Genomic DNA, 20,124 nt, shown 5'->3' with positions numbered 1-20,124 from the left:
CGTTCCCATGGCGTCGCCGCAATGTCCCCAATGCGGGTCATCCATTCCTGATGAGGCTCGCTTCTGCATGAAGTGCGGGCGGGAGCGGGTGCGGGACACGTCTGTGGACGCGGGGCCCGACGTGCCGCCTGAGGCCGAGTTGGGCGTACCCACGGGGGTTGAGCCCAGCGGCGACGAGGCTGCTGCCGGAGCAGAACCGGCGGTCCCTGCCGCGCCCCTCTCACCACCACCGCCCCCACCACCGCCCCCACCCCCGCCCGCGTACGTCCCCGCGCCGCCGTCGCCGGTAGGAGCCTTCCTCGGGCGGGCGTTTCGCGGGGACTGGGCCGGAGCCGCGCAAGCCGCGCTGTGGCCCGTAGGTCTCGTCCTGATCGCGGCCGTGGCGCTGGCAGTTCCCTCCTACGGGCAGGGCGACGACGGGGACGTCGTCGTCGGGTTCGGCACTCGGATGCGGATCGCGCTCGCCCTGCTGCTCCAGGCGGTCGGCGGCGGCTTCGAGGTGTCGGGCGGCGAGCGGCAGGAGTCGATCTTCGGCGGGAGTTCCGGGGACGTCGCGTTCGACGGCAGCGCCACGCTGCACCTGATTCCGCTGACCGCGACCGCGCTGTGGATCGGGGCCCTCTTCATCGGCGTACGCATCCTGCGCAGTCGTGTTCTCGTACGCGGCGGGGGACACGGAGGCGGCACCGCGGGTCTTGAAGCGGCCCTGCGCGTCACGCTGTTGGTGACCGGCGGGATCCTCGTGCTCGGTCTCTTCGCGCAGCCCGAGATCGAGGGCGTCGAGATCTCCTCGTCGCCCGTGCTCGCCACCCTCGGCGCGCTGGTCCTCGCGCTCGCCGTCTCCTGCGGTGTGCTGCACCGTGACGATTTGGGCCAGTGGCTCGCCCAACGCCCCGCCTGGCAGGCGCTGTTCCGCGCCACCGGCACCGCGTTGCGCGCGCTCGCCGTCGTGCTCGTGCTCTGCTCGGTCGTCGCGTTCATCAGCCTCACCCAGATCGATGACCTGGCCGGCGCCATGGACCTCGACGACGCCGATGTGTCCCCGCTGGTCATCGCCCTGCTCGTGCTTCCGAACCTCGGCGCCGCGCTCCTCGGTCTCGGCTGGGGGGCGCCGCTCGACGCGTCGGTGCAGAGCAGCAGTTCGGGGTTCGGCGGCGGCTACGAGAGGGAGTCGTTCGGCCTCTCCGAGCTGGGCGATGTCACCAACTCCTGGGCCGTCGTGGGTGCGTTGGCGCTCGGTCTGGTCTGCGCGCTGACCCTCGGCGTCCTCGCCGCGCGCCGCTCCGCGCACCGGGGTGAGCAACTGCTCGCCGCCGGAGTCTTCTTCGGGCTCGTCCTGCTGCTCGCCGGGGTCGGCGGAGTCAGTGTGGAGGCGACCGGGAACGCGTCGTCGGAGTTCGGCGGCGGCATGGGCGGCTCGGGCAACGGCAGCTTCGATGCGGGCGTGAGCGTGCCGGACGCGCTGCTGTTCGGGCTGCTCTGGGTGTCCGCGGCGGCGTTCGTCGCGCCGTATCTGCTGCAGATGGCGGGGCAGCGGACGGGGCTTGTCCCGGCGCCGGTTCCGCCGATGCCGGGGGCGCCTGCGGGTGCGGCCGGATCGGCGGCCGTCCTTCCGGCTGGTCCAGGCGTCCCTGCGGGTGGCCCCGTCGGACCTGCGGGTGGCCCGGCCGGGCCTCCGGCTGGCCCCGCCGTCCCTGCGGCTGGTCCCGCTGCCGGGCCGGCGGGAACTGGCGCTCCGGCACCGGGAGTTGCGTCAGCCACACCGCCAGCCGCATCGCCAGCCACACCGCCAGCCACACCGCCAGCCACACCGCCATCCGCACCTTTGGCCACCCCCTCAGCCACACCGCCGACCGCACCCCCGAACGCGTACGACCCGGCAGCCACCCCCGCGCAGACGCCGGCCGCATCACCTGTCCCGGCCGCATCCCTCGTACCGGCAGCCGCCTCACCCGCATACGACCCCCACACCTTCCACCTCGGCCAGCGGCCCCCCAAGCCCCGCAGCCGCACCGGCCTCTGGGTCGGCACCCTCGCCGCCGCCTTCCTCGTCGGCGGCGGCGCCACGGCCGGTGTTCTGCTCTGGCAGAGCAACGGCGACGACAAGGCCGACAATGCGGGCAAGGACGACAAGCCCGCCGTCAGCCGCACCGAGGAGCCCGACGGGTCGCCGTCCCCCTCGGCCACCCCCACCTCCACCCCCACGGACGAGCCGACCGCGACCCCCGACGCCGTGGACGACGAAGAGGGCGCCGGCGGTCAGGTGCCCGCGGGGTCCGAGCTCGTGAGCGACGTCAGCGGCTTCGAGTTCGCCGTGCCCGAGGGGTGGACCCGGCAGGGCGAGGACCGGCCGGGGCAGATCGTGTACGCCGGGTCGACAGGCCGCGAGGAGTTCCTCGTCGGCGTAGTGCCAAACGCCACGTACACCTCGTACGAGAACTTCACGACGATCGAGAAGGACGCCAAGAAGGACCCGGAGAAGTCCGACTACGAGCGGATCCGCCTTGAGCCGAACACCTTCCAGGGGCGCGGCGGCGCCATCTGGGAGTACACCTACACCGATACGGCGGGCCGCGAGATCCATGCGCTGAACCAGAGTTACGTCGCCGACAACGGCACCGAGTACGCCATCCAGCTCTCCTGGCGCGCGGACTTCTGGCCCGCGGGCGAGGGCGAGAAGATCCACCGGATCGCGCTGGAGCACTGGCGGGTCAACGGCTGACGCGGCCCGGCTCGTCCAGCTCCCGGAGCAGTCCGCCGTCCGGCGGGGCGGGGCGGCGCGGTTCACGGACCCCCGCGCCGCCCTCGCCCTCGCCGGGCCCGAGTTCGAACCAGACGGTGACGACGGCGTTGCGCGGGATCCACGTGCCGGGGAGCGGGTACTGCCGCACCACGTAGTCGGTGACGGCGAGCCGGAAGTCCGGGAGGTCCGGCGCCACGAGCAGCACGCCGTGCCGCGCGGCCGACTCGCGCGCGTCGACGGCCATGAGCCCGACCAGCCGCGGCACGCGCACTTCGGCAGTACTGGGCGTGTTCGTCACGGATGTCACCCCCCAGCGGCACGCGCCCCGAAGGGGCGCGGGGCTGTCACATGTGCGGCTCCGCCGCGTGGGCACGACAAGCCACGACGGCGCCGCGGACAGAGAACGGCACCCCGTCGCCTCCCCAGCGAAGCACTCAGCGAGCTAAAGAACCAGACCGAAGCGATGCCCCTGCCGTTGGCCCCCCGGAAGCGTGAACGTCTCCTCAAGCCGCATGCCCAGCCGCCGCGTAACCGCCACCGACCGCTCATTACGGACGTCGACCATAGCCACCACATCCGCTGTCCCCGCGGCGCGAACCCGCTCCAGGGTCGTCCGCGCCGCAGCCGTTGCGTACCCCTTGCCCCAAGCGGCCCGCCCCAGCCGCCAGCCGATCTCGATCTTGCCCTTGGGGCCCCAGTCGTGCGGCCACGGCTGCGCACCGACAAAGCCGAGCGGCTCGCCCCCCGCGTCGAGCAACGTCCAGAAGCAGAAGCCCAGTTCGGCGTCGTGTCTGCGTTGCCGGGCCGTCAGCTCCTCGTACACGGAGATCTCGGCCGACACACCGCCGTGGAACTCCATGACGTCCGGGTCGTCGAACAGCCGGTGCCAGACGAAGGCGTCTTCGTCGGTGGGGACGCGCAGCTGTACGGCGGGCAGGGTCTGATGCGGCGGTGCCTGCTTTGTCACGGGTGGCCCTTCGGCTGGTGGATCAGTACCGCTGCATAGACTGCCCATATCCCGTGCCCGCCGGCACACAGATTTCGAGCCTTGGGGAGAACCCGCCGTGACCGAGCCCCAGCCCCTCACCGAACACACCGCAGATGTGATCGTCGTCGGGGCCGGGCCCGCCGGCTCCACGACGGCGTACTACCTGGCGAAGGCCGGACTCGACGTACTGCTGCTCGAAAAGACCGCGTTCCCTAGGGAAAAGGTCTGCGGCGACGGTCTGACGCCGCGTGCGACCAAGCAGCTCGTGTCCATGGGGATCGACATCTCCGAAGAGGCGGGCTGGCTGCGGAACAAGGGCCTCCGCATCATCGGCGGCGGCGTTCGGCTCCAGCTCGATTGGCCGGAACTCGCCTCCTATCCGAACTACGGCCTGGTCCGTAAGCGCGACGACTTCGACGAGCAGCTCGCCCGGCAGGCCCAGAAGGCGGGCGCGCGCCTGCACGAGCGCTGCAACGTCGGAGCCCCGATCGTCGACGACCGCACCGGCCGCATCACCGGCGTGCACGCCAAGCTCGGCGAGGAGAAGACCCCGGTCACCTTCCACGCGCCGCTCGTCGTCGCCGCCGACGGCAACTCCACCCGGCTCTCCCTCGCGATGGGTCTGCACCGCCGCGACGACCGTCCGATGGGCGTCGCCGTCCGTACGTACTTCACCTCGCCGCGCCACGACGACGACTACCTGGAGTCCTGGCTGGAGCTGTGGGACCGCCGCGGCGCCCAGGACCGGCTGCTTCCCGGCTACGGCTGGATCTTCGGCATGGGCGACGGCACGTCGAACGTCGGGCTCGGCATCCTCGACTCCTCGGCCGCCTTCAAGGAGCTCGACTGGCGCGAGGTGTTGAAGGCCTGGTGTGCGTCGATGCCGGAGGACTGGGGTTACACCCCGGACAACATGACGATGCCGATCCGCGGCGCGGCCCTGCCGATGGCCTTCAACCGCCAGCCGCACTACACCAAGGGCCTGCTCCTGGTCGGCGACGCGGGCGGCATGGTGAACCCGTTCAACGGCGAGGGCATCGCGTACGCCATGGAGTCCGGGCAGATCGCGGCGGACGTCATCGTCCAGGCGCACGCCCGCTCGACGCCCGCCCAGCGGGAGTTGGCGCTGCACCGCTACCCGAAGGTCCTCAAGGACACCTACGGCGGCTACTACTCGCTCGGCCGCGCCTTCGTGAAGCTCATCGGCAACCCGAAGGTCATGAAGATCGCCACCCAGCGGGGCCTCACCCACCCTCTTCTTATGAAGTTCACGCTGAAGATGCTGGCCAATCTCACCGATCCGACGGGCGGCGACGCGATGGACCGCATCATCAACGGCCTGAGCAAGGTGGCTCCGAAGGCCTAGGGCCTGTCCGATGGGTCCTGCCGGGGTCGCGGGCCCTGGCACGCGCATCTGCGGCGTTGTCGTCGGTTGCCAACGCTCCGCGTTGTCGCCCTCCTCCGCCTTGCAGCTGCACGCACCAGGGCCCGCTCGGCCCTGCTGAATCGGCACCCGGCGCGAAGACCGGCCTGACCCATCGGACAGGCCCTAGCGGCGCGGGCTCCGGGCGAGACGGTGCAAAATGGACGCATGATTTTTATTGCCGTCAAGTTCACCGTCCGCCCCGAGTACAGCGACAGCTGGCTGGAGCGGACCGCCGCGTTCACCGCGGCCACCCGCGCGGAGGAGGGCAACCTCTTCTACGACTGGTCCCGCAGCGTCGACGACCCCAACCAGTTCGTCCTCCTTGAGGGCTTCGCCTCGCAGGAGGCGGGCGCCGCGCACGTCAACTCCGACCACTTCAAGGCCGGCATGGAGACGATGTCCGAGCTGATCGCCGCGACCCCGGAGATCATCCACATCGAGATCCCGGGAAGCAGCTGGTCCGAGATGGGCGAGCTCTCCCCGAAGGCCTGACCGAAGGGCTGGCCGAAGGGCTGAGCCTTCACCAGAAGCGCACAGAAGGGCCGGGAACCCCGCTGAGGGTTCCCGGCCCTTCTCTGTGGCTGTGTGCGGCTGTGAGGGCCCTTAGAGGACGCGCACGGCGCCGTCGGCCGGGTAACCCGACAGATCCTGGATGACAACGCCCTTGCTGGGGTTGGCGGCGTCGAGGTACTGACCGTTACCGATGTACACACCGACGTGGTACGCGGAACCGGCGCCACCCCAGTAAAGGATGTCGCCCACCTGGACGTTGGAGAGCGCGACCGGCGTACCGGAGACCGACTGGTCCTGCGAGACGCGCGGAAGGTCCACGCCCGCCTGCTTGAACGCGGCCTGGACGAGGCTGGAGCAGTCCCAGGCGTTGGGCCCGGAGGCACCCATGACGTACGCGTCGCCGAGCTGGGCCTTGAGGAAGCTGATGACCGTGCCGACGCTGCCGCTGGCCGGGGCGGCCACATCGGCATCGGCGGAAGCGCCGGAGCCGGATCCTGCGGTGGCGCTGAGCGTGGTGCGCTCGGCGGCGCGCGACGCGCGCTCCTCTTCCGCCTTCTTCTTGGCGGCGGCCTCGGCCTTCGCCTTGGCCTCGGCCTTCTTCTCGGCCTGCGCCTGGTCTTCCTTGGCCTGCTTCGCGGCCTTCACGGCGGCCGCGTCCTGCTCCGCGCGGAGCTCGTAGCTGTCGGCGGCCTGCTGCGTGGCGTCCGCGGACTGCGCGATCTGCGTGGAGAGATCCGTGGTGAGCGTGGGCATTTCGATGGTCTCGGTCACCGGCTCGGCGGCGTTCGCCGTGCCAGCGGCGGCGGCCACTGCCAGGGTGCTGAGGACGCCACCGGCAACTCCGGCGCGCAGGGCCATCTTCGAGGCGCTGCGACGGGGCTTCCGGTGGCTGGGTATGTGAGCGGTGTGGGACATGAGAACAACCGCTATCAGGGAGTCAGGGTTCCCTTCAAGAAACGTGTGCTGCGCCACAGTTGCTCCCGGCGGCCCTGAATCCCGGGCGTGTCACTTCTTATTGACGCCGTAACGGGCAATCCAGACAACGGTGATCACGCCTGTGATCATGGGCTTTCAGTGATACGTCCGAATTGCCCATGGACTACCACCCGTTGAGGCGGTTGGCCAAGCCCGGCTTCTTGAGCGCGATTGGTGCTGTGGCGCAGGTCACATCGGCGACCCTAGGGGATCTCCCTGAGATCCCGCCGAGACCTTCCTGAGATCTCCCGCGGATTTCGGGGGTGTTGCCCGGCACGGAATCGCCGCGTGCCGAGCACCGAATCCCCGCACGGGGGTCACCGCTCCTTCCGCGTTCCCTCTGCGCTCCTTCCGTGCTCCTTCCGTGCGTGAGATGGCGCCGCTCTCGCTCGTGAATCGGTGCACACGTCCACATCCGTCCACACCTCGCCCGCCAAAGCGTGAACGGGGCGCCACTATCAAGCTGATGTGTCCAGCGCCAATTTGCTTGCGGCCGCCATCCCTTGATAGGGCGACACCCTCTCGACCAGGGGTAACTCGCTGAGATGTCACCTCTGGTGATCACTCAGGCGCTTCGCGTATGAAGATCACCGCTCATCCGACTTCATGATCCTTCGTCAGGTGGTGGAGATCACAAAGCCGTTGTCGCACCCCGTGTCGCAGATCACAGACCGGCGGGCATAAGATGCGAGGCAGTTGGGCTTGTGACCTGCTTCACATGTACGCGATCTTCGCGGGCCTCGGCCCAACGCAACCGCCAACAGTCAGTGCCGACTGAGAGGAGCGAGGAGCGTGAACGCCTATGCGCCCATCCTCGTGCTGGGAGCCCTCGGGGCAGGCTTTGCGATCTTCTCCGTGGTCATGGCCACGCTTATCGGTCCAAAGCGGTACAACCGCGCCAAGCTCGAGGCGTATGAGTGCGGTATCGAGCCGACGCCGACTCCGGCCGGCGGTGGGCGATTCCCCATCAAGTACTACCTGACGGCGATGCTCTTCATCGTCTTCGACATCGAGATCGTCTTCCTTTACCCCTGGGCCGTCACCTTCGACGCCCTTGGGATTTTCGGGCTCGTGGAGATGCTGCTCTTCGTGCTCACCGTCTTCGTCGCGTACGCGTACGTATGGCGGCGTGGCGGCCTGGAATGGGACTAAGGGTCTGAGGGGCCAAAGAGCATGGGACTCGAAGAGAAACTGCCGAGCGGTTTTCTGCTGACCACCGTCGAACAAGCCGCGGGCTGGGTGCGCAAGTCATCCGTCTTCCCCGCGACCTTCGGCCTGGCGTGCTGCGCCATCGAGATGATGACGACGGGGGCCGGGCGCTACGACCTGGCGCGCTTCGGCATGGAGGTCTTCCGCGGTTCGCCGCGCCAGGCGGACCTGATGATCGTGGCCGGGCGGGTGAGCCAGAAGATGGCGCCCGTCCTGCGGCAGGTCTATGACCAGATGCCGAACCCCAAGTGGGTCATTTCCATGGGGGTTTGTGCGTCATCAGGCGGGATGTTCAACAATTACGCGATTGTGCAGGGCGTGGACCATATCGTCCCCGTTGACATCTATTTGCCCGGCTGTCCGCCGCGGCCCGAGATGTTGATGGACTCCATCCTCAAGCTCCACCAGAAGATCCAGGGCTCCAAGCTCGGGGTCAACGCGGAGGAAGCGGCCCGCGAGGCGGAGGAGGCGGCCCTCAAGGCGCTCCCCACCATCGAGATGAAGGGGCTGCTGCGGTGAGCGACGAGCACCGACACGGGAACGCGAACGGGAACGGTGACGCGAACGGCGTCCCGGCTCCCCGTGACGCGGCCGGCGAGGTCATCGGCGTACGCAAGGGCATGTTCGGCGCCGAGAACGGCGGCGACACGTCCGGCTACGGCGGACTCGTACGGACCATCACCCTGCCGGGCGCCTCCACGCGCCCCTACGGCGGCTGGTTCGACGAGGTCGCCGACGAGCTGGAGGGAGCCCTGGAGGAGCAGGGCCTCGTCCCGGAGAACGCGATCGAGAGGACGGTCGTCGACCGCGGCGAGCTCACCTTCCACATCGCGCGCGAGCATCTGCTCCGGGTCGCCCAGACCCTGCGCGACGACCCGGCCCTGCGCTTCGAGCTCTGTACGGGCGTCTCGGGGGTGCACTTCCTCGAGGACAAGGGCCGCGAGCTGCACGCCGTCTACCACCTGCGCTCGATCACCCACAACCGCCTGATCCGGCTCGAAGTCAGTGCCCCTGACGCCGATCCGCACGTCCCCTCGCTGGTCTCGGTCTATCCGACCAACGACTGGCACGAGCGCGAGACGTACGACTTCTTCGGCCTGATCTTCGACGGCCATCCGGCCCTCACGCGGATCATGATGCCGGACGACTGGCAGGGCTTCCCGCAGCGCAAGGACTACCCCCTCGGCGGCATCCCCGTCGAATACAAGGGCGCCCAGATCCCGGCTCCGGACCAGCGGAGGTCGTACAGCTGATGTCTACTTCTCACGCTTCCGCCCGGGAGACGACCGAGGGGACTGTATATACAGTCACCGGCGGCGACTGGGACGAGGTCGTCCAGTCCGCCGCCCGGTCCGACGACGAGCGCATCATCGTCAACATGGGGCCCCAGCACCCCTCCACGCACGGCGTGCTGCGGCTGATCCTGGAGATCGAGGGCGAGACCGTCTCCGAGGCCCGCTGCGGCATCGGCTATCTGCACACGGGCATCGAGAAGAACCTCGAGTACCGCACGTGGACGCAGGGCACGACGTTCGTCACGCGCATGGACTATCTGACGCCGTTCTTCAACGAGACGGCGTACTGCCTCGGGGTCGAGAAGCTCCTCGGCATCGAGGACCAGATCCCGGACCGCGCCACGGTCCTGCGGGTGCTCCTGATGGAGCTCAACCGCATCTCCTCGCACCTGGTCGCCATCGCCACCGGCGGCATGGAGCTCGGCGCGACGACGATCATGATCTACGGCTTCCGTGATCGTGAACTCGTTCTCGACATCTTCGAGTTGATCACCGGCCTGCGGATGAACCACGCGTACATCCGGCCCGGCGGACTCGCCCAGGACCTGCCGCCCGGCGCGGTGGACCAGATCCGCGAGTTCCTGAAGAAGATGAAGAAGAACCTTCCCGAGTACGACAAGCTCGCCACCGGGAACCCCATCTTCAAGGGCCGCATGCAGGACGTCGGCTATCTGGACCTCGCGGGCTGCATGGCCCTCGGCGCCACGGGCCCGGTGCTCCGCTCCGCGGGCCTGCCGCACGACCTGCGCAAGTCGCAGCCCTACTGCGGTTACGAGAACTACGAGTTCGACGTGCCGACCGCCGACACCTGTGACTCCTACGGGCGCTTCCTGATCCGCCTGGAGGAGATGCGCCAGTCGCTGCGCATCATCGAGCAGTGTCTTGACCGGCTCGCCCCGGGCCCGGTCATGGTCGCCGACAAGAAGATCGCCTGGCCCGCCCAACTGGCGCTCGGTCCCGACGGTCTCGGCAACTCGCTCGACCACATCAAGAAGATCATGGGCACCTCCATGGAGGCCCTCATCCACCACTTCAAGCTGGTGACCGAGGGCTTCCGGGTCCCGGCCGGGCAGACATACGCCGCCGTCGAGTCGCCCAAGGGCGAGCTCGGGGTGCATGTCGTCTCCGACGGCGGCACCCGCCCCTACCGGGTCCACTTCCGCGACCCGTCCTTCACCAACCTGCAGGCCATGGCGGCGATGTGCGAGGGCGGCCAGGTCGCCGACGTCATCGTCGCCGTCGCGTCCATCGACCCCGTGATGGGAGGCGTCGACCGGTGACCACCACTCCTTCCCAGCAGGGTGCGGGCGTCAGCCTGGGCATGCCCCAACTCCCCGCCCCCGACTACCCGGACGACGTACGGGCCCGGCTCGAAGCGGACGCCGAGGAAGTCATCGCCCGCTACCCGGACTCCCGCTCCGCGCTCCTTCCGTTGCTGCACCTGGTGCAGTCGGAGGAAGGCCACGTCACGCGCACCGGCATGGCGTTCTGTGCGGACGTGCTCGGCCTGACCACGGCCGAGGTCACCGCGGTGGCGACCTTCTACACGATGTACCGGCGCAGGCCCTCCGGTGACTACCAGGTCGGCGTCTGCACCAACACGCTGTGCGCCGTCATGGGCGGCGACGCGATCTTCGAGTCGCTCCAGGAGCACCTGGGTGTCGGCAACGAGGGGACCACAGAGGACGGCAAGGTCACGCTGGAGCACATCGAGTGCAACGCGGCCTGCGACTTCGCTCCCGTCGTGATGGTCAACTGGGAGTTCTTCGACAACCAGACCCCCGAGACCGCCAAGCGGCTCGTCGACGACCTGCGCGCGGGAGTGCAGGTCGAGCCGACCCGCGGCGCCCCCTTGTGCACGTACAAGGAGACGGCCCGGATTCTGGCGGGCTTCCCCGATGAGCGCCCGGGCGCCGTCGAGGCGAGCGGCGGCGCAGGGCCCGCCTCGCTGATCGGACTGCGGCTCGCCAAGGGCGAGTTGGCACAGCCGCGGGTGGTCCACCCGCGGGACGAGTCGACGTCGGACGCGGTCACCGAGGAGGGGGAGTGATGACCTTGGCAGCCGAGATCGACCACGAGACGAGCCCCGAGAAGGTGCTCGCGCCGGTCCTTTCGGCGTTCTGGGACGAGGAGAAGTCCTGGACGCTGGAGACCTACCGGCGGCATGACGGGTACGAGGGCCTGCGCAAGGCCCTGGCGATGGCGCCGGACGACCTCATCGCGTACGTGAAGGACTCCGGCCTGCGTGGTCGGGGCGGGGCGGGATTCCCCACCGGAATGAAATGGCAGTTCATTCCGCAGGGCGATGGAAAGCCTCACTATCTAGTTGTCAACGCCGACGAATCGGAGCCGGGGACCTGCAAGGACATCCCGCTCCTCTTCGCGAACCCGCATTCCCTCATCGAGGGGATCGTGATCGCCTGCTACGCGATCCGTTCTTCGCATGCCTTCATCTATCTGCGTGGTGAAGTCGTCCCCGTGCTCCGACGGTTGCACGAGGCCGTGCGTGAGGCGAAAGAGGCGGGATTCCTGGGCGAGAACATCCTGGGCAGCGGACTCGATCTGGAACTCACCGTGCACGCGGGCGCGGGCGCGTACATCTGTGGTGAGGAGACCGCGCTGCTCGACTCGCTCGAAGGCCGCCGTGGCCAGCCGCGACTGCGTCCCCCTTTCCCTGCCGTCGCGGGCCTCTACGCATGCCCCACTGTTGTCAACAACGTCGAGTCCATCGCGTCGGTTCCCGCGATCCTCAATCGCGGAAAAGACTGGTTCAAATCGATGGGCAGCGAGAAGTCCCCGGGCTTCACGCTCTATTCACTCAGCGGGCATGTCACCAATCCCGGTCAGTACGAGGCGCCGCTCGGCATCACGCTGCGCCAGCTGCTCGACATGAGCGGCGGGATGAGGGCGGGCCACCGGCTCAAGTTCTGGACGCCGGGCGGCTCTTCGACGCCGATGTTCACCGACGAGCACCTCGACGTCCCGCTGGATTACGAGGGCGTGGGCGCCGCCGGTTCGATGCTCGGCACCAAGGCGCTGCAGTGCTTCGACGAGACGACCTGCGTCGTGCGGGCCGTCACCCGCTGGACCGAGTTCTACGCCCATGAGTCCTGCGGCAAGTGCACGCCCTGCCGCGAAGGTACGTACTGGCTGGTGCAGTTGCTCCGCGACATCGAGGCCGGCAAGGGCGTCATGGCCGACCTCGACAAGCTGAACGACATCGCCGACAACATCAACGGCAAGTCCTTCTGCGCACTCGGCGACGGCGCGGCCTCGCCGATCTTCTCCTCGCTCAAGTACTTCCGCGAGGAGTACGAGCAGCACATCACCGGCAAGGGCTGCCCCTTCGACCCGGCCAAGTCGACGCTCTGGGCCGGCCGGCCCGCCGACAATTCGGAGGTGAACGCATGACAGTACTGCATTCGAATAGCGGCTCCGCCGCGGGCCAAAGCGCTCCCTCCGGGGGCGGTGAGGCGGCGGTTCCGCCGGAAGATCTCGTCTCGCTGACGATCGACGGCATCGAGATCAGCGTCCCCAAGGGGACGTTGGTCATCCGGGCCGCCGAGCTCCTCGGCATCGAGATCCCCCGGTTCTGCGACCATCCGCTGCTCGACCCGGCGGGCGCCTGCCGCCAGTGCATCGTCGAGGTGGAGGGCCAGCGCAAGCCGATGGCCTCCTGCACCATCACCTGCACCGACGGCATGGTCGTGAAGTCCCAGCTGACGTCGCCGGTCGCCGAGAAGGCCCAGCGCGGTGTGATGGAGCTGCTCCTCATCAACCACCCGCTGGACTGCCCGGTCTGCGACAAGGGCGGCGAGTGCCCCCTGCAGAACCAGGCGATGCAGGTCGGCGACACGGACACACGCTTCGAGGGCAAGAAGCGGACGTTCGAGAAGCCGGTGCCGATCTCCACGCAGGTGCTTCTTGACCGCGAGCGGTGCGTGCTGTGCGCGCGCTGCACCCGGTTCTCCAACCAGATCGCGGGCGACCCGATGATCGAGCTGCTCGAGCGCGGTGCGCTCCAGCAGGTCGGCACGGGAGAGGGCGACCCCTTCGAGTCGTACTTCTCCGGGAACACCATCCAGATCTGCCCGGTCGGCGCGCTGACCTCGGCGGCGTATCGCTTCCGCTCCCGGCCCTTCGACCTGGTGTCGTCGCCGAGCGTGTGCGAGCACTGCTCGGGCGGTTGCGCGACCCGCACCGACCACCGTCGCGGCAAGGTCATGCGGCGCCTCGCCCAGGACGACCCCGAGGTCAACGAGGAGTGGATCTGCGACAAGGGACGCTTCGGCTTCCGTTACGCGCAGAAGCCGGACCGGCTGACCACTCCCTTGGTGCGCAACTCGGACGGCGTTCTGGAGCCCGCCAGCTGGCCCGAGGCCCTGGAGATCGCGGCCCGCGGTCTCGCCGATGCGCGCGGCCGTGCCGGTGTCCTCGCCGGCGGCCGGCTCACCGTGGAGGACGCCTACGCGTACAGCAAGTACGCGCGCGTGGCGCTCGACACGAACGACATCGACTTCCGCGCGCGCGTGCACAGCAGCGAGGAGGCCGACTTCCTCGCGGCGCGCGTCGCGGGCCGTGGCCTTGACCTCGACGGCACCGGAGTCACGTACGCGGCACTGGAGAAGGCGCCCGCCGTCCTGCTCGTCGGATTCGAGTCCGAGGAGGAGGCGCCCGGGATCTTCCTGCGTCTGCGCAAGGCCTGGCGCAAGCACGGCCAGCGGACCTTCTCCCTCGCGACACATCAGACCCGCGGTCTGGAGAAGGCGGGCGGCACGCTGCTTCCGGCCGCTCCGGGCACCGAGACGGAGTGGCTCGACGCGCTCGCGGCCGGGGCCGGCCTGGAGGGTGACGGTGCCAAGGCGGCCGAGGCGCTGCGCACTTCGGGTGCGGTGATCGTCGTCGGCGAGCGCGCCGCCGGTGTGCGCGGCGGGCTCACCGCCGCCGTGCGGGCCGCGTCCGCGACCGGCGCCCAGTTGGTGTGGATCCCGCGCAGGGCGGGGGAGCGCGGTGCCATCGAGGCGGGCGCGCTGCCCTCGCTGCTGCCCGGCGGCCGTCCGGCCACCGACCCGCGCGCACGGGAAGAGGTCGCGGCCGCCTGGGGCGTCGCCGAACTCCCGCACCGCTACGGCCGCGACACCGGCCAGATCGTCGAGGCCGCAGCGACCGGCGAACTGCGGGCGCTCCTGGTGGCGGGTGTGGAGGTCGCCGACCTTCCCGACCCGCCGCGCGCGCGTGAAGCCCTCGCGGAGATCGGCTTCCTGGTCTCGCTCGAACTGCGCCCGAGCGAGGTCACCGAGCACGCCGATGTCGTACTGCCCGTGGCGGCGGTCGCGGAGAAGCCGGGCACCTTCCTCAACTGGGAGGGCAGGGCGCGTCTTTTCGCCGCCGCGCTCAAGCCCGACCAGATGACGCGCCCGCTCGCGCCGAGCGACGCGCGGGTGCTGCACATGCTGGCCGACGCCGGTGACGTACACCTGGGCCTCCCGGACCTGACGACCGCACGGCGCGAGCTGGACCGGCTCGGCGGCTGGGACGGGCCGCACGCCACCGAGCCCCTGGAGACGGGTGCTCAGCCGCCGAGGCCCGCCTCCGGAGAGGCCGTTCTCGCGGGGCACCGGCTGCTGCTCGATCAGGGGCGCCTCCAGGAGGGCGACGAAGCGCTCGCGGGGACGCGGCACGCGGCGCTCGCCCGGCTCTCGGCGGCCACCGCGGCGGAGGCTGGCGTCAAGGACGGCGACACCCTCGCCGTCACCGGTCCTGCGGGCGCGACCGAACTCCCGCTCCAGGTCACCGAGATGCCGGACCGTGTGGTGTGGCTGCCGCTGAACTCGACCGGGGGAGGCGTCGCTTCGGACACCGGAGCGCGCCCAGGCGATCTCGTCCGCATCGGCCCGGCGGTCCTGCCGGAGCCCACTGAGGCCCCGGAGGTGACGTCGTGATGCACACCGTGGTGCCGCTTGCGGCGGAAGACCTGTCCATGTTCGGCCGTGACCCCTGGTGGCTCGTCGCCATCAAGGCGGTCTTCTGCTTCGCGTTCCTGATGGTGACGGTGCTCTTCTCCATCGTGTGGGAGCGCAAGGTCGTCGCCTGGATGCAGCTGCGCATCGGCCCCAACCGGCACGGCCCCTGGGGCATGCTGCAGTCCCTCGCGGACGGCATCAAGCTGATGCTCAAGGAAGACGTGATCGTCAAGCGCGCGGACAAGGTGGTCTACATCCTTGCTCCGATCGTCGCCGCGATCCCGGCCTTCATGGCGATCGCGGTGATCCCCTTCGGGCCCGCGGGCAACGAAGTCTCGATCTTCGGCCAGCGCACCACGATGCAGCTCACCGACCTGCCGATCGCGATGCTGTACATCCTCGCGGTCGCCTCGGTCGGCATCTACGGCATCGTGCTCGCGGGTTGGAGTTCTGGATCCACCTATCCGCTCCTCGGCGGTCTGCGCTCCTGCGCGCAGATGATCTCGTACGAGATCGCGATGGGTGCGGCCTTCGCCTCCGTCTTCCTCTACTCCGGGTCGATGTCGACCTCGGCGATCGTGGAGGCGCAGGCGGACCGCTGGTACATCCTGCTGCTTCCCGTCTCGTTCCTGATCTACATCGTGACGATGGTCGGCGAGACCAACCGCGCGCCGTTCGACATGCCGGAGTCCGAGGGCGACCTCGTCGGTGGCTTCAACACCGAGTATTCCTCCATCAAGTTCGCGCTGTTCATGCTCGCCGAGTACGTCAACATGGTCACCGTCTCGGCGGTCTCGGTCACGCTCTTCCTGGGCGGCTGGCGGGCCCCGTATCCGGTCAGCACCTTCTGGGAGGGCGCGAACCACGGCTGGTGGCCGATGCTCTGGTTCGTGATCAAGGTCCAGCTGCTGCTGTTCTTCTTCATCTGGCTGCGTGGCACGCTGCCACGCGTCCGCTACGACCAGCTGATGAAGCTCGGCTGGAAGGTCCTGATCCCGGTCTCGGTCGTCTGGCTGATGCTCGTGGCCACGGTGCGGGTGATGCGGAACGAGGAGTACGACTTCACCTCGATCGCGCTCTATGTGGGCGGCGGAGTCATCGCGCTCCTGTTGCTCTCCGTCGTCGTCGACATCTTCCGCGACAAACGCGAGAAGGAAGCGGCCGTCGAGGAGAAGCCGGTCGCCTTCGACCCGATGGCCGGTGGATTCCCGGTCCCGCCGCTGCCCGGACAGAGCCTGCCGCCCGTGCCGCGCCGACGCTCGCGCCAGGAGCGGGAGTTGATTGTCAGTGGTGGGCCGGATACTCAAAGTGATGGAAAGGAGGCGTCCGATGGCTGAGCCGAACGAGGGCTCGACCCACGAGTCGAACCAATCGAAGCAGGGGTTCCAGAACCCCGTCGCGGGCTTCGGCGTGACCTTCAAGGCCATGTTCAAGAAGCGGCTGACCGAGCAGTACCCGGAGCAGGAGAAGACCACCGCTCCCCGCTTCCACGGCAGGCATCAGCTCAACCGCCATCCGGACGGCCTGGAGAAGTGCATCGGCTGTGAGCTCTGCGCCTGGGCCTGTCCCGCGGACGCCATCTATGTGGAGGGCGCGGACAACACGGAGGAGGAGCGCTACTCCCCGGGCGAGCGGTACGGCCGCGTCTACCAGATCAACTACGCCCGCTGCATCCTGTGCGGCCTGTGCATCGAGGCGTGCCCCACGCGCGCGTTGACGATGACGAACGAGTTCGAGCTGGCGGACAGCACCCGCGCGAACCTCATCTACACCAAGGAGCAGCTGCTCGCCGGCCTGGAGGAAGGCATGGTCGAGTCACCGCACTCGATCTTCCCGGGCACGGACGAGCAGGACTACTACCGCGGCTTGGTGACGGAAGCGGCGCCCGGCACGGTTCCCCAAGTGGCCCTCTCCAAGGGGGAGACGCCCCAGGAAGCCGCCTCCACCTTCGGCGACGACGAGCCCGCGTCGGAGAAGGTGATCAAGCGATGACGCAGCTCGCCGCCTACACCACCTCCACCGGTGAGGCCGTCCAGTTCTGGGTGCTCGGCACGGTCGCCGTGATCGGCGCCCTGTGCACGATCCTCATGAAGAAGGCCGTGCACAGCGCGCTCTGCCTGGCCGGGACCATGATCGTCCTGGCGGTCTTCTACCTCGCCAACGGGGCGTACTTCCTGGGCATCGTCCAGGTCGTCGTCTACACCGGCGCGATCATGATGCTCTTCCTCTTCGTGGTCATGCTCGTCGGCGTCACCGCCGCCGACTCCCTGAAGGAGACCATCAAGGGCCAGCGCTGGCTGGCGGGTCTCTGCGGCTTCGGCTTCGCCATCCTGCTCTTCGCGGGGATCGGCAACGCCTCGGTGAACGAGTTCGCGGGCCTCTCGAAGGCAAACGCGGGCGGCAACGTGGAGGGTCTCGCCGAGATCATCTTCACGAAGTACGTCTTCGCCTTCGAGATCACCGGCGCCCTGCTCATCACCGCAACGGTCGGCGCGATGGTGCTCACCCACCGCGAGCGCACGGAGCGCGCCAAGACGCAGCGCGAGATGTCCGAGGCGCGCGTGCGCTCCAGCCACCTGCCGCCGTTGCCCGCCCCCGGTGTCTACGCACGGCACAACGCCGTGGACATCGCGGGACTGCTCCCGGACGGCACCCCGTCGGAGCTCACGGTCAACAAGACGCTGCGTGAGCGCGGCCAGATCCGTGATGTGTCGGACGAGGCGCTGGCCGATCTGCGGGCGCTTGAGCAGCGCTCCACGGAGCGTCTGGAGCGGTCGCCCGAGGCCGAGGAGGCGTCGAAGTGAATCCGGTCAACTACCTGTATCTCGCGGCGCTGTTGTTCGCGATCGGCGCCACCGGCGTGCTGATCAGGCGGAACGCGATCGTGGTGTTCATGTGTATCGAGCTGATGCTCAACGCGTGCAACCTCGCCTTCGTCGCCTTCTCCCGGCTGCACGGCAACCTCGACGGCCAGATCATCGCCTTCTTCACGATGGTCGTCGCCGCCGCGGAGGTCGTGGTGGGCCTCGCGATCATCGTGTCGCTGTTCCGCTCCCGCCACTCGGCCTCGGTCGATGACGCCAGCCTGATGAAGCTGTAAGGGGTCGCTGAAAAGTGGAGAACCTGATCGCGCTGCTGGTAGCGGCGCCTCTGCTCGGAGCGGCCGTACTGCTGTGCGGCGGGCGGCGGTTGGACCGTGTGGGCCACTGGCTCGGCACGCTGCTCGCGGCCGCCTCCTTCGTCGTCGGCGTGCTGCTCTTCACCGACATGCTGGGCAAGGGCGCCGAGGAGCGCTCCCTGTCGCAGCACCTGTTCAGCTGGATCCCCGTGGAGGGCTTCCAGGCGGACGTCGCCTTCCAGCTCGACCAGCTGTCGATGACGTTCGTCCTGCTGATCACCGGTGTGGGCACGCTGATCCACATCTACTCCATCGGGTACATGGAGCACGACGAGCGGCGCCGCCGCTTCTTCGGCTATCTGAACCTGTTCCTCGCGGCGATGCTCCTCCTGGTCCTCGCCGACAACTACCTGCTCCTGTACGTCGGATGGGAGGGCGTGGGCCTCGCCTCGTACCTCCTGATCGGCTTCTGGCAGCACAAGCCCAGCGCGGCCACCGCCGCCAAGAAGGCCTTCCTGGTCAACCGGGTCGGCGACATGGGCCTGTCGATCGCCATCATGCTGATGTTCACCACCTTCGGGACGTTCGCCTTCGGTCCTGTCCTGGAGGCCACGGGTGAGACGTCGGAGGGCAAGCTCACCGCCATCGGCCTGATGCTGCTGCTCGCCGCGTGCGGCAAGTCCGCCCAAGTGCCGCTGCAGTCCTGGCTCGGCGACGCGATGGAGGGCCCGACCCCGGTCTCGGCCCTGATCCACGCGGCGACGATGGTGACCGCGGGCGTGTACTTGATCGTCCGCTCCGGAGAGATCTTCAACGCCGCTCCGGACGCCCAGCTCGCCGTCACCGTCGTGGGCGCGGTCACGCTCCTCTTCGGTGCGATCGTCGGTTGCGCGAAGGACGACATCAAGAAGGCCCTCGCCGGGTCGACGATGTCCCAGATCGGCTACATGATCCTGGCCGCGGGTCTCGGCCCCATCGGCTACGTCTTCGCGATCATGCACCTGGTGACGCACGGCTTCTTCAAGGCCGGGCTCTTCCTCGGCGCCGGTTCGGTCATGCACGGCATGAACGACGAGGTCGACATGAGGAAGTACGGCGGCCTCAGGAAGTACATGCCGGTCACCTTCGTGACCTTCGGCCTCGGCTATCTCGCGATCATCGGCTTCCCCGGTCTGTCCGGCTTCTTCTCCAAGGACAAGATCATCGAGGCGGCGTTCGCCAAGGGCGGCACGGAGGGCTGGATCCTCGGCTCGGTGGCGCTCCTGGGCGCGGCCATCACCGCGTACTACATGACGCGCGTGATGCTGCTGACCTTCTTCGGAGAGAAGCGCTGGCAGCCCGACGCGGAAGGCAACGAGCCGCACCCGCACGAGTCGCCCAAGTCGATGACGATCCCGATGATCCTGCTGGCCTTCGGGTCGGTCTTCGCAGGCGGGCTCTTCAGCGTCGGCGACCGCTTCATGCACTGGCTCGAGCCGGTCACCCACCACGACCACGGCCACTCGCCGCTCAGCGCCGCCACGGTCACGGGCGCCACGATGGTCGTCCTGGTCATCGGCGTGGCCCTCGCCTACGTCCAGTACGGGCGCCGGCCGGTCCCGGTCACCGCCCCGCGCGGTTCGCTGCTCGTCAGGGCGGCCCGCCGCGATCTCCTCCAGGACGACTTCAACCACGTCGTCCTGGTGCGCGGCGGCGAGCACCTCACGCGCTCGCTGGTGTACGTCGACCACACCCTGGTCGACGGAGTCGTCAACGGCACGGCGGCCTCGGTCGGCGGGCTCTCCGGGCGGCTGCGCAAGATGCAGAACGGCTACGCCCGCTCCTACGCGGTCTCGATGTTCGGCGGCGCTGCGGTACTCATCGCCGCGACCCTGCTGATGAGGGCGGTCTGATA

18 protein-coding genes are annotated in these 20,124 nt (G+C 68.8%); 15 read left to right on the top strand and 3 right to left on the bottom strand.

What is annotated here, in order from left to right; genetic code table 11:
* The first annotated feature begins 7 nt into the window (after positions 1 to 7).
* Positions 8 to 2,722, top strand: a complete 2,715-nt coding sequence (locus AB0O76_RS10620; RefSeq protein ID WP_365487602.1) for a zinc ribbon domain-containing protein — start codon at positions 8 to 10, stop codon at positions 2,720 to 2,722.
* Here the strand turns inward: AB0O76_RS10620 and AB0O76_RS10615 are convergent.
* Both AB0O76_RS10615 and AB0O76_RS10610 read right to left on the bottom strand, forming a co-directional pair.
* Complete coding sequence (locus tag AB0O76_RS10615; protein WP_365487599.1) at positions 2,712 to 3,041, bottom strand: PASTA domain-containing protein; 330 nt, start codon at positions 3,039 to 3,041, stop codon at positions 2,712 to 2,714. The two genes, AB0O76_RS10620 and AB0O76_RS10615, sit on opposite strands and share 11 nt — an antisense overlap.
* Positions 3,042 to 3,185: 144 nt before the next feature.
* Positions 3,186 to 3,710 (bottom strand): GNAT family N-acetyltransferase, encoded by a 525-nt coding sequence (locus tag AB0O76_RS10610; protein ID WP_365487596.1) that lies wholly within the window; start codon positions 3,708 to 3,710, stop codon positions 3,186 to 3,188.
* Positions 3,711 to 3,807: 97 nt separating this feature from the next.
* Here AB0O76_RS10610 and AB0O76_RS10605 point away from each other — a divergent pair, with 97 nt between their 5' ends.
* Both AB0O76_RS10605 and AB0O76_RS10600 read left to right on the top strand, forming a co-directional pair.
* On the top strand, positions 3,808 to 5,097 hold the full coding sequence (locus tag AB0O76_RS10605) for a geranylgeranyl reductase family protein (protein WP_365487593.1): 1,290 nt from the start codon (positions 3,808 to 3,810) through the stop codon (positions 5,095 to 5,097).
* Positions 5,098 to 5,322: 225 nt separating this feature from the next.
* Positions 5,323 to 5,649 (top strand): putative quinol monooxygenase, encoded by a 327-nt coding sequence (locus AB0O76_RS10600; RefSeq protein WP_365487590.1) that lies wholly within the window; start codon positions 5,323 to 5,325, stop codon positions 5,647 to 5,649.
* Positions 5,650 to 5,760: 111 nt separating this feature from the next.
* Here the strand turns inward: AB0O76_RS10600 and AB0O76_RS10595 are convergent, their stop codons facing one another.
* Positions 5,761 to 6,585: a C40 family peptidase gene (locus AB0O76_RS10595; protein WP_365487587.1), complete on the bottom strand. Its 825-nt coding sequence runs from the start codon at positions 6,583 to 6,585 to the stop codon at positions 5,761 to 5,763.
* An 852-nt stretch (positions 6,586 to 7,437) separates the two neighbouring features.
* Between AB0O76_RS10595 and AB0O76_RS10590 the strand changes: the two genes are divergently transcribed.
* From AB0O76_RS10590 to nuoL, 12 genes are read left to right on the top strand one after another with little or no spacing between them, the layout of a single operon-like run.
* A complete protein-coding gene (locus tag AB0O76_RS10590; RefSeq protein WP_003992243.1) occupies positions 7,438 to 7,797 on the top strand; it encodes an NADH-quinone oxidoreductase subunit A in 360 nt (119 codons plus the stop codon).
* 21 nt (positions 7,798 to 7,818) lie between these two features.
* Positions 7,819 to 8,373 (top strand): NADH-quinone oxidoreductase subunit B family protein, encoded by a 555-nt coding sequence (locus AB0O76_RS10585; protein WP_365487584.1) that lies wholly within the window; start codon positions 7,819 to 7,821, stop codon positions 8,371 to 8,373.
* Complete coding sequence (locus AB0O76_RS10580) at positions 8,370 to 9,107, top strand: NADH-quinone oxidoreductase subunit C (RefSeq protein ID WP_365487581.1); 738 nt, start codon at positions 8,370 to 8,372, stop codon at positions 9,105 to 9,107. Before AB0O76_RS10585 ends, AB0O76_RS10580 begins: the two co-directional genes overlap by 4 nt.
* A complete protein-coding gene (locus tag AB0O76_RS10575; protein WP_365487579.1) occupies positions 9,107 to 10,429 on the top strand; it encodes an NADH-quinone oxidoreductase subunit D in 1,323 nt (440 codons plus the stop codon). The genes AB0O76_RS10580 and AB0O76_RS10575 overlap by 1 nt, the downstream gene beginning before the upstream one ends.
* Complete coding sequence (gene nuoE, locus AB0O76_RS10570) at positions 10,426 to 11,199, top strand: NADH-quinone oxidoreductase subunit NuoE (RefSeq protein WP_365487576.1); 774 nt, start codon at positions 10,426 to 10,428, stop codon at positions 11,197 to 11,199. The genes AB0O76_RS10575 and nuoE overlap by 4 nt, the downstream gene beginning before the upstream one ends.
* Positions 11,199 to 12,560 (top strand): NADH-quinone oxidoreductase subunit NuoF, encoded by a 1,362-nt coding sequence (gene nuoF, locus AB0O76_RS10565; protein ID WP_365487573.1) that lies wholly within the window; start codon positions 11,199 to 11,201, stop codon positions 12,558 to 12,560. The genes nuoE and nuoF overlap by 1 nt, the downstream gene beginning before the upstream one ends.
* A complete protein-coding gene (locus AB0O76_RS10560) occupies positions 12,557 to 15,091 on the top strand; it encodes an NADH-quinone oxidoreductase subunit G (RefSeq protein ID WP_365487570.1) in 2,535 nt (844 codons plus the stop codon). Before nuoF ends, AB0O76_RS10560 begins: the two co-directional genes overlap by 4 nt.
* The gene (nuoH, locus tag AB0O76_RS10555; RefSeq protein WP_365488073.1) at positions 15,091 to 16,449 is read left to right on the top strand and encodes an NADH-quinone oxidoreductase subunit NuoH; all 1,359 of its coding nucleotides are present in this window, start codon (positions 15,091 to 15,093) and stop codon (positions 16,447 to 16,449) included. Before AB0O76_RS10560 ends, nuoH begins: the two co-directional genes overlap by 1 nt.
* Complete coding sequence (nuoI, locus tag AB0O76_RS10550; protein ID WP_365487567.1) at positions 16,442 to 17,104, top strand: NADH-quinone oxidoreductase subunit NuoI; 663 nt, start codon at positions 16,442 to 16,444, stop codon at positions 17,102 to 17,104. The genes nuoH and nuoI overlap by 8 nt, the downstream gene beginning before the upstream one ends.
* Positions 17,101 to 17,916, top strand: a complete 816-nt coding sequence (locus tag AB0O76_RS10545) for an NADH-quinone oxidoreductase subunit J (RefSeq protein ID WP_365487564.1) — start codon at positions 17,101 to 17,103, stop codon at positions 17,914 to 17,916. The genes nuoI and AB0O76_RS10545 overlap by 4 nt, the downstream gene beginning before the upstream one ends.
* A complete protein-coding gene (gene nuoK / locus AB0O76_RS10540; protein ID WP_016640174.1) occupies positions 17,913 to 18,212 on the top strand; it encodes an NADH-quinone oxidoreductase subunit NuoK in 300 nt (99 codons plus the stop codon). Before AB0O76_RS10545 ends, nuoK begins: the two co-directional genes overlap by 4 nt.
* Positions 18,213 to 18,226: 14 nt before the next feature.
* A complete protein-coding gene (gene nuoL, locus AB0O76_RS10535; RefSeq protein WP_365487561.1) occupies positions 18,227 to 20,122 on the top strand; it encodes an NADH-quinone oxidoreductase subunit L in 1,896 nt (631 codons plus the stop codon).
* The last annotated feature ends 2 nt before the right edge of the window (positions 20,123 to 20,124 follow it).

Source organism: Streptomyces sp. NPDC086554 (assembly GCF_040686095.1).
GTDB lineage: Bacteria > Actinomycetota > Actinomycetes > Streptomycetales > Streptomycetaceae > Streptomyces.
This window is presented reverse-complemented; position numbering and strand designations above follow the sequence as displayed.

Coding starts and splice junctions, on each gene's coding strand:
- nuoF (WP_365487573.1), top strand. CDS start 11,199: ATGACCTTGGCAGCCGAGATCGACCACGAGACGAGCCCCGAGAAGGTG.
- AB0O76_RS10595 (WP_365487587.1), bottom strand. CDS start 6,585: ATGTCCCACACCGCTCACATACCCAGCCACCGGAAGCCCCGTCGCAGC.
- nuoH (WP_365488073.1), top strand. CDS start 15,091: ATGCACACCGTGGTGCCGCTTGCGGCGGAAGACCTGTCCATGTTCGGC.
- AB0O76_RS10585 (WP_365487584.1), top strand. CDS start 7,819: ATGGGACTCGAAGAGAAACTGCCGAGCGGTTTTCTGCTGACCACCGTC.
- nuoI (WP_365487567.1), top strand. CDS start 16,442: ATGGCTGAGCCGAACGAGGGCTCGACCCACGAGTCGAACCAATCGAAG.
- AB0O76_RS10620 (WP_365487602.1), top strand. CDS start 8: ATGGCGTCGCCGCAATGTCCCCAATGCGGGTCATCCATTCCTGATGAG.
- AB0O76_RS10560 (WP_365487570.1), top strand. CDS start 12,557: ATGACAGTACTGCATTCGAATAGCGGCTCCGCCGCGGGCCAAAGCGCT.
- AB0O76_RS10545 (WP_365487564.1), top strand. CDS start 17,101: ATGACGCAGCTCGCCGCCTACACCACCTCCACCGGTGAGGCCGTCCAG.
- AB0O76_RS10600 (WP_365487590.1), top strand. CDS start 5,323: ATGATTTTTATTGCCGTCAAGTTCACCGTCCGCCCCGAGTACAGCGAC.
- AB0O76_RS10575 (WP_365487579.1), top strand. CDS start 9,107: ATGTCTACTTCTCACGCTTCCGCCCGGGAGACGACCGAGGGGACTGTA.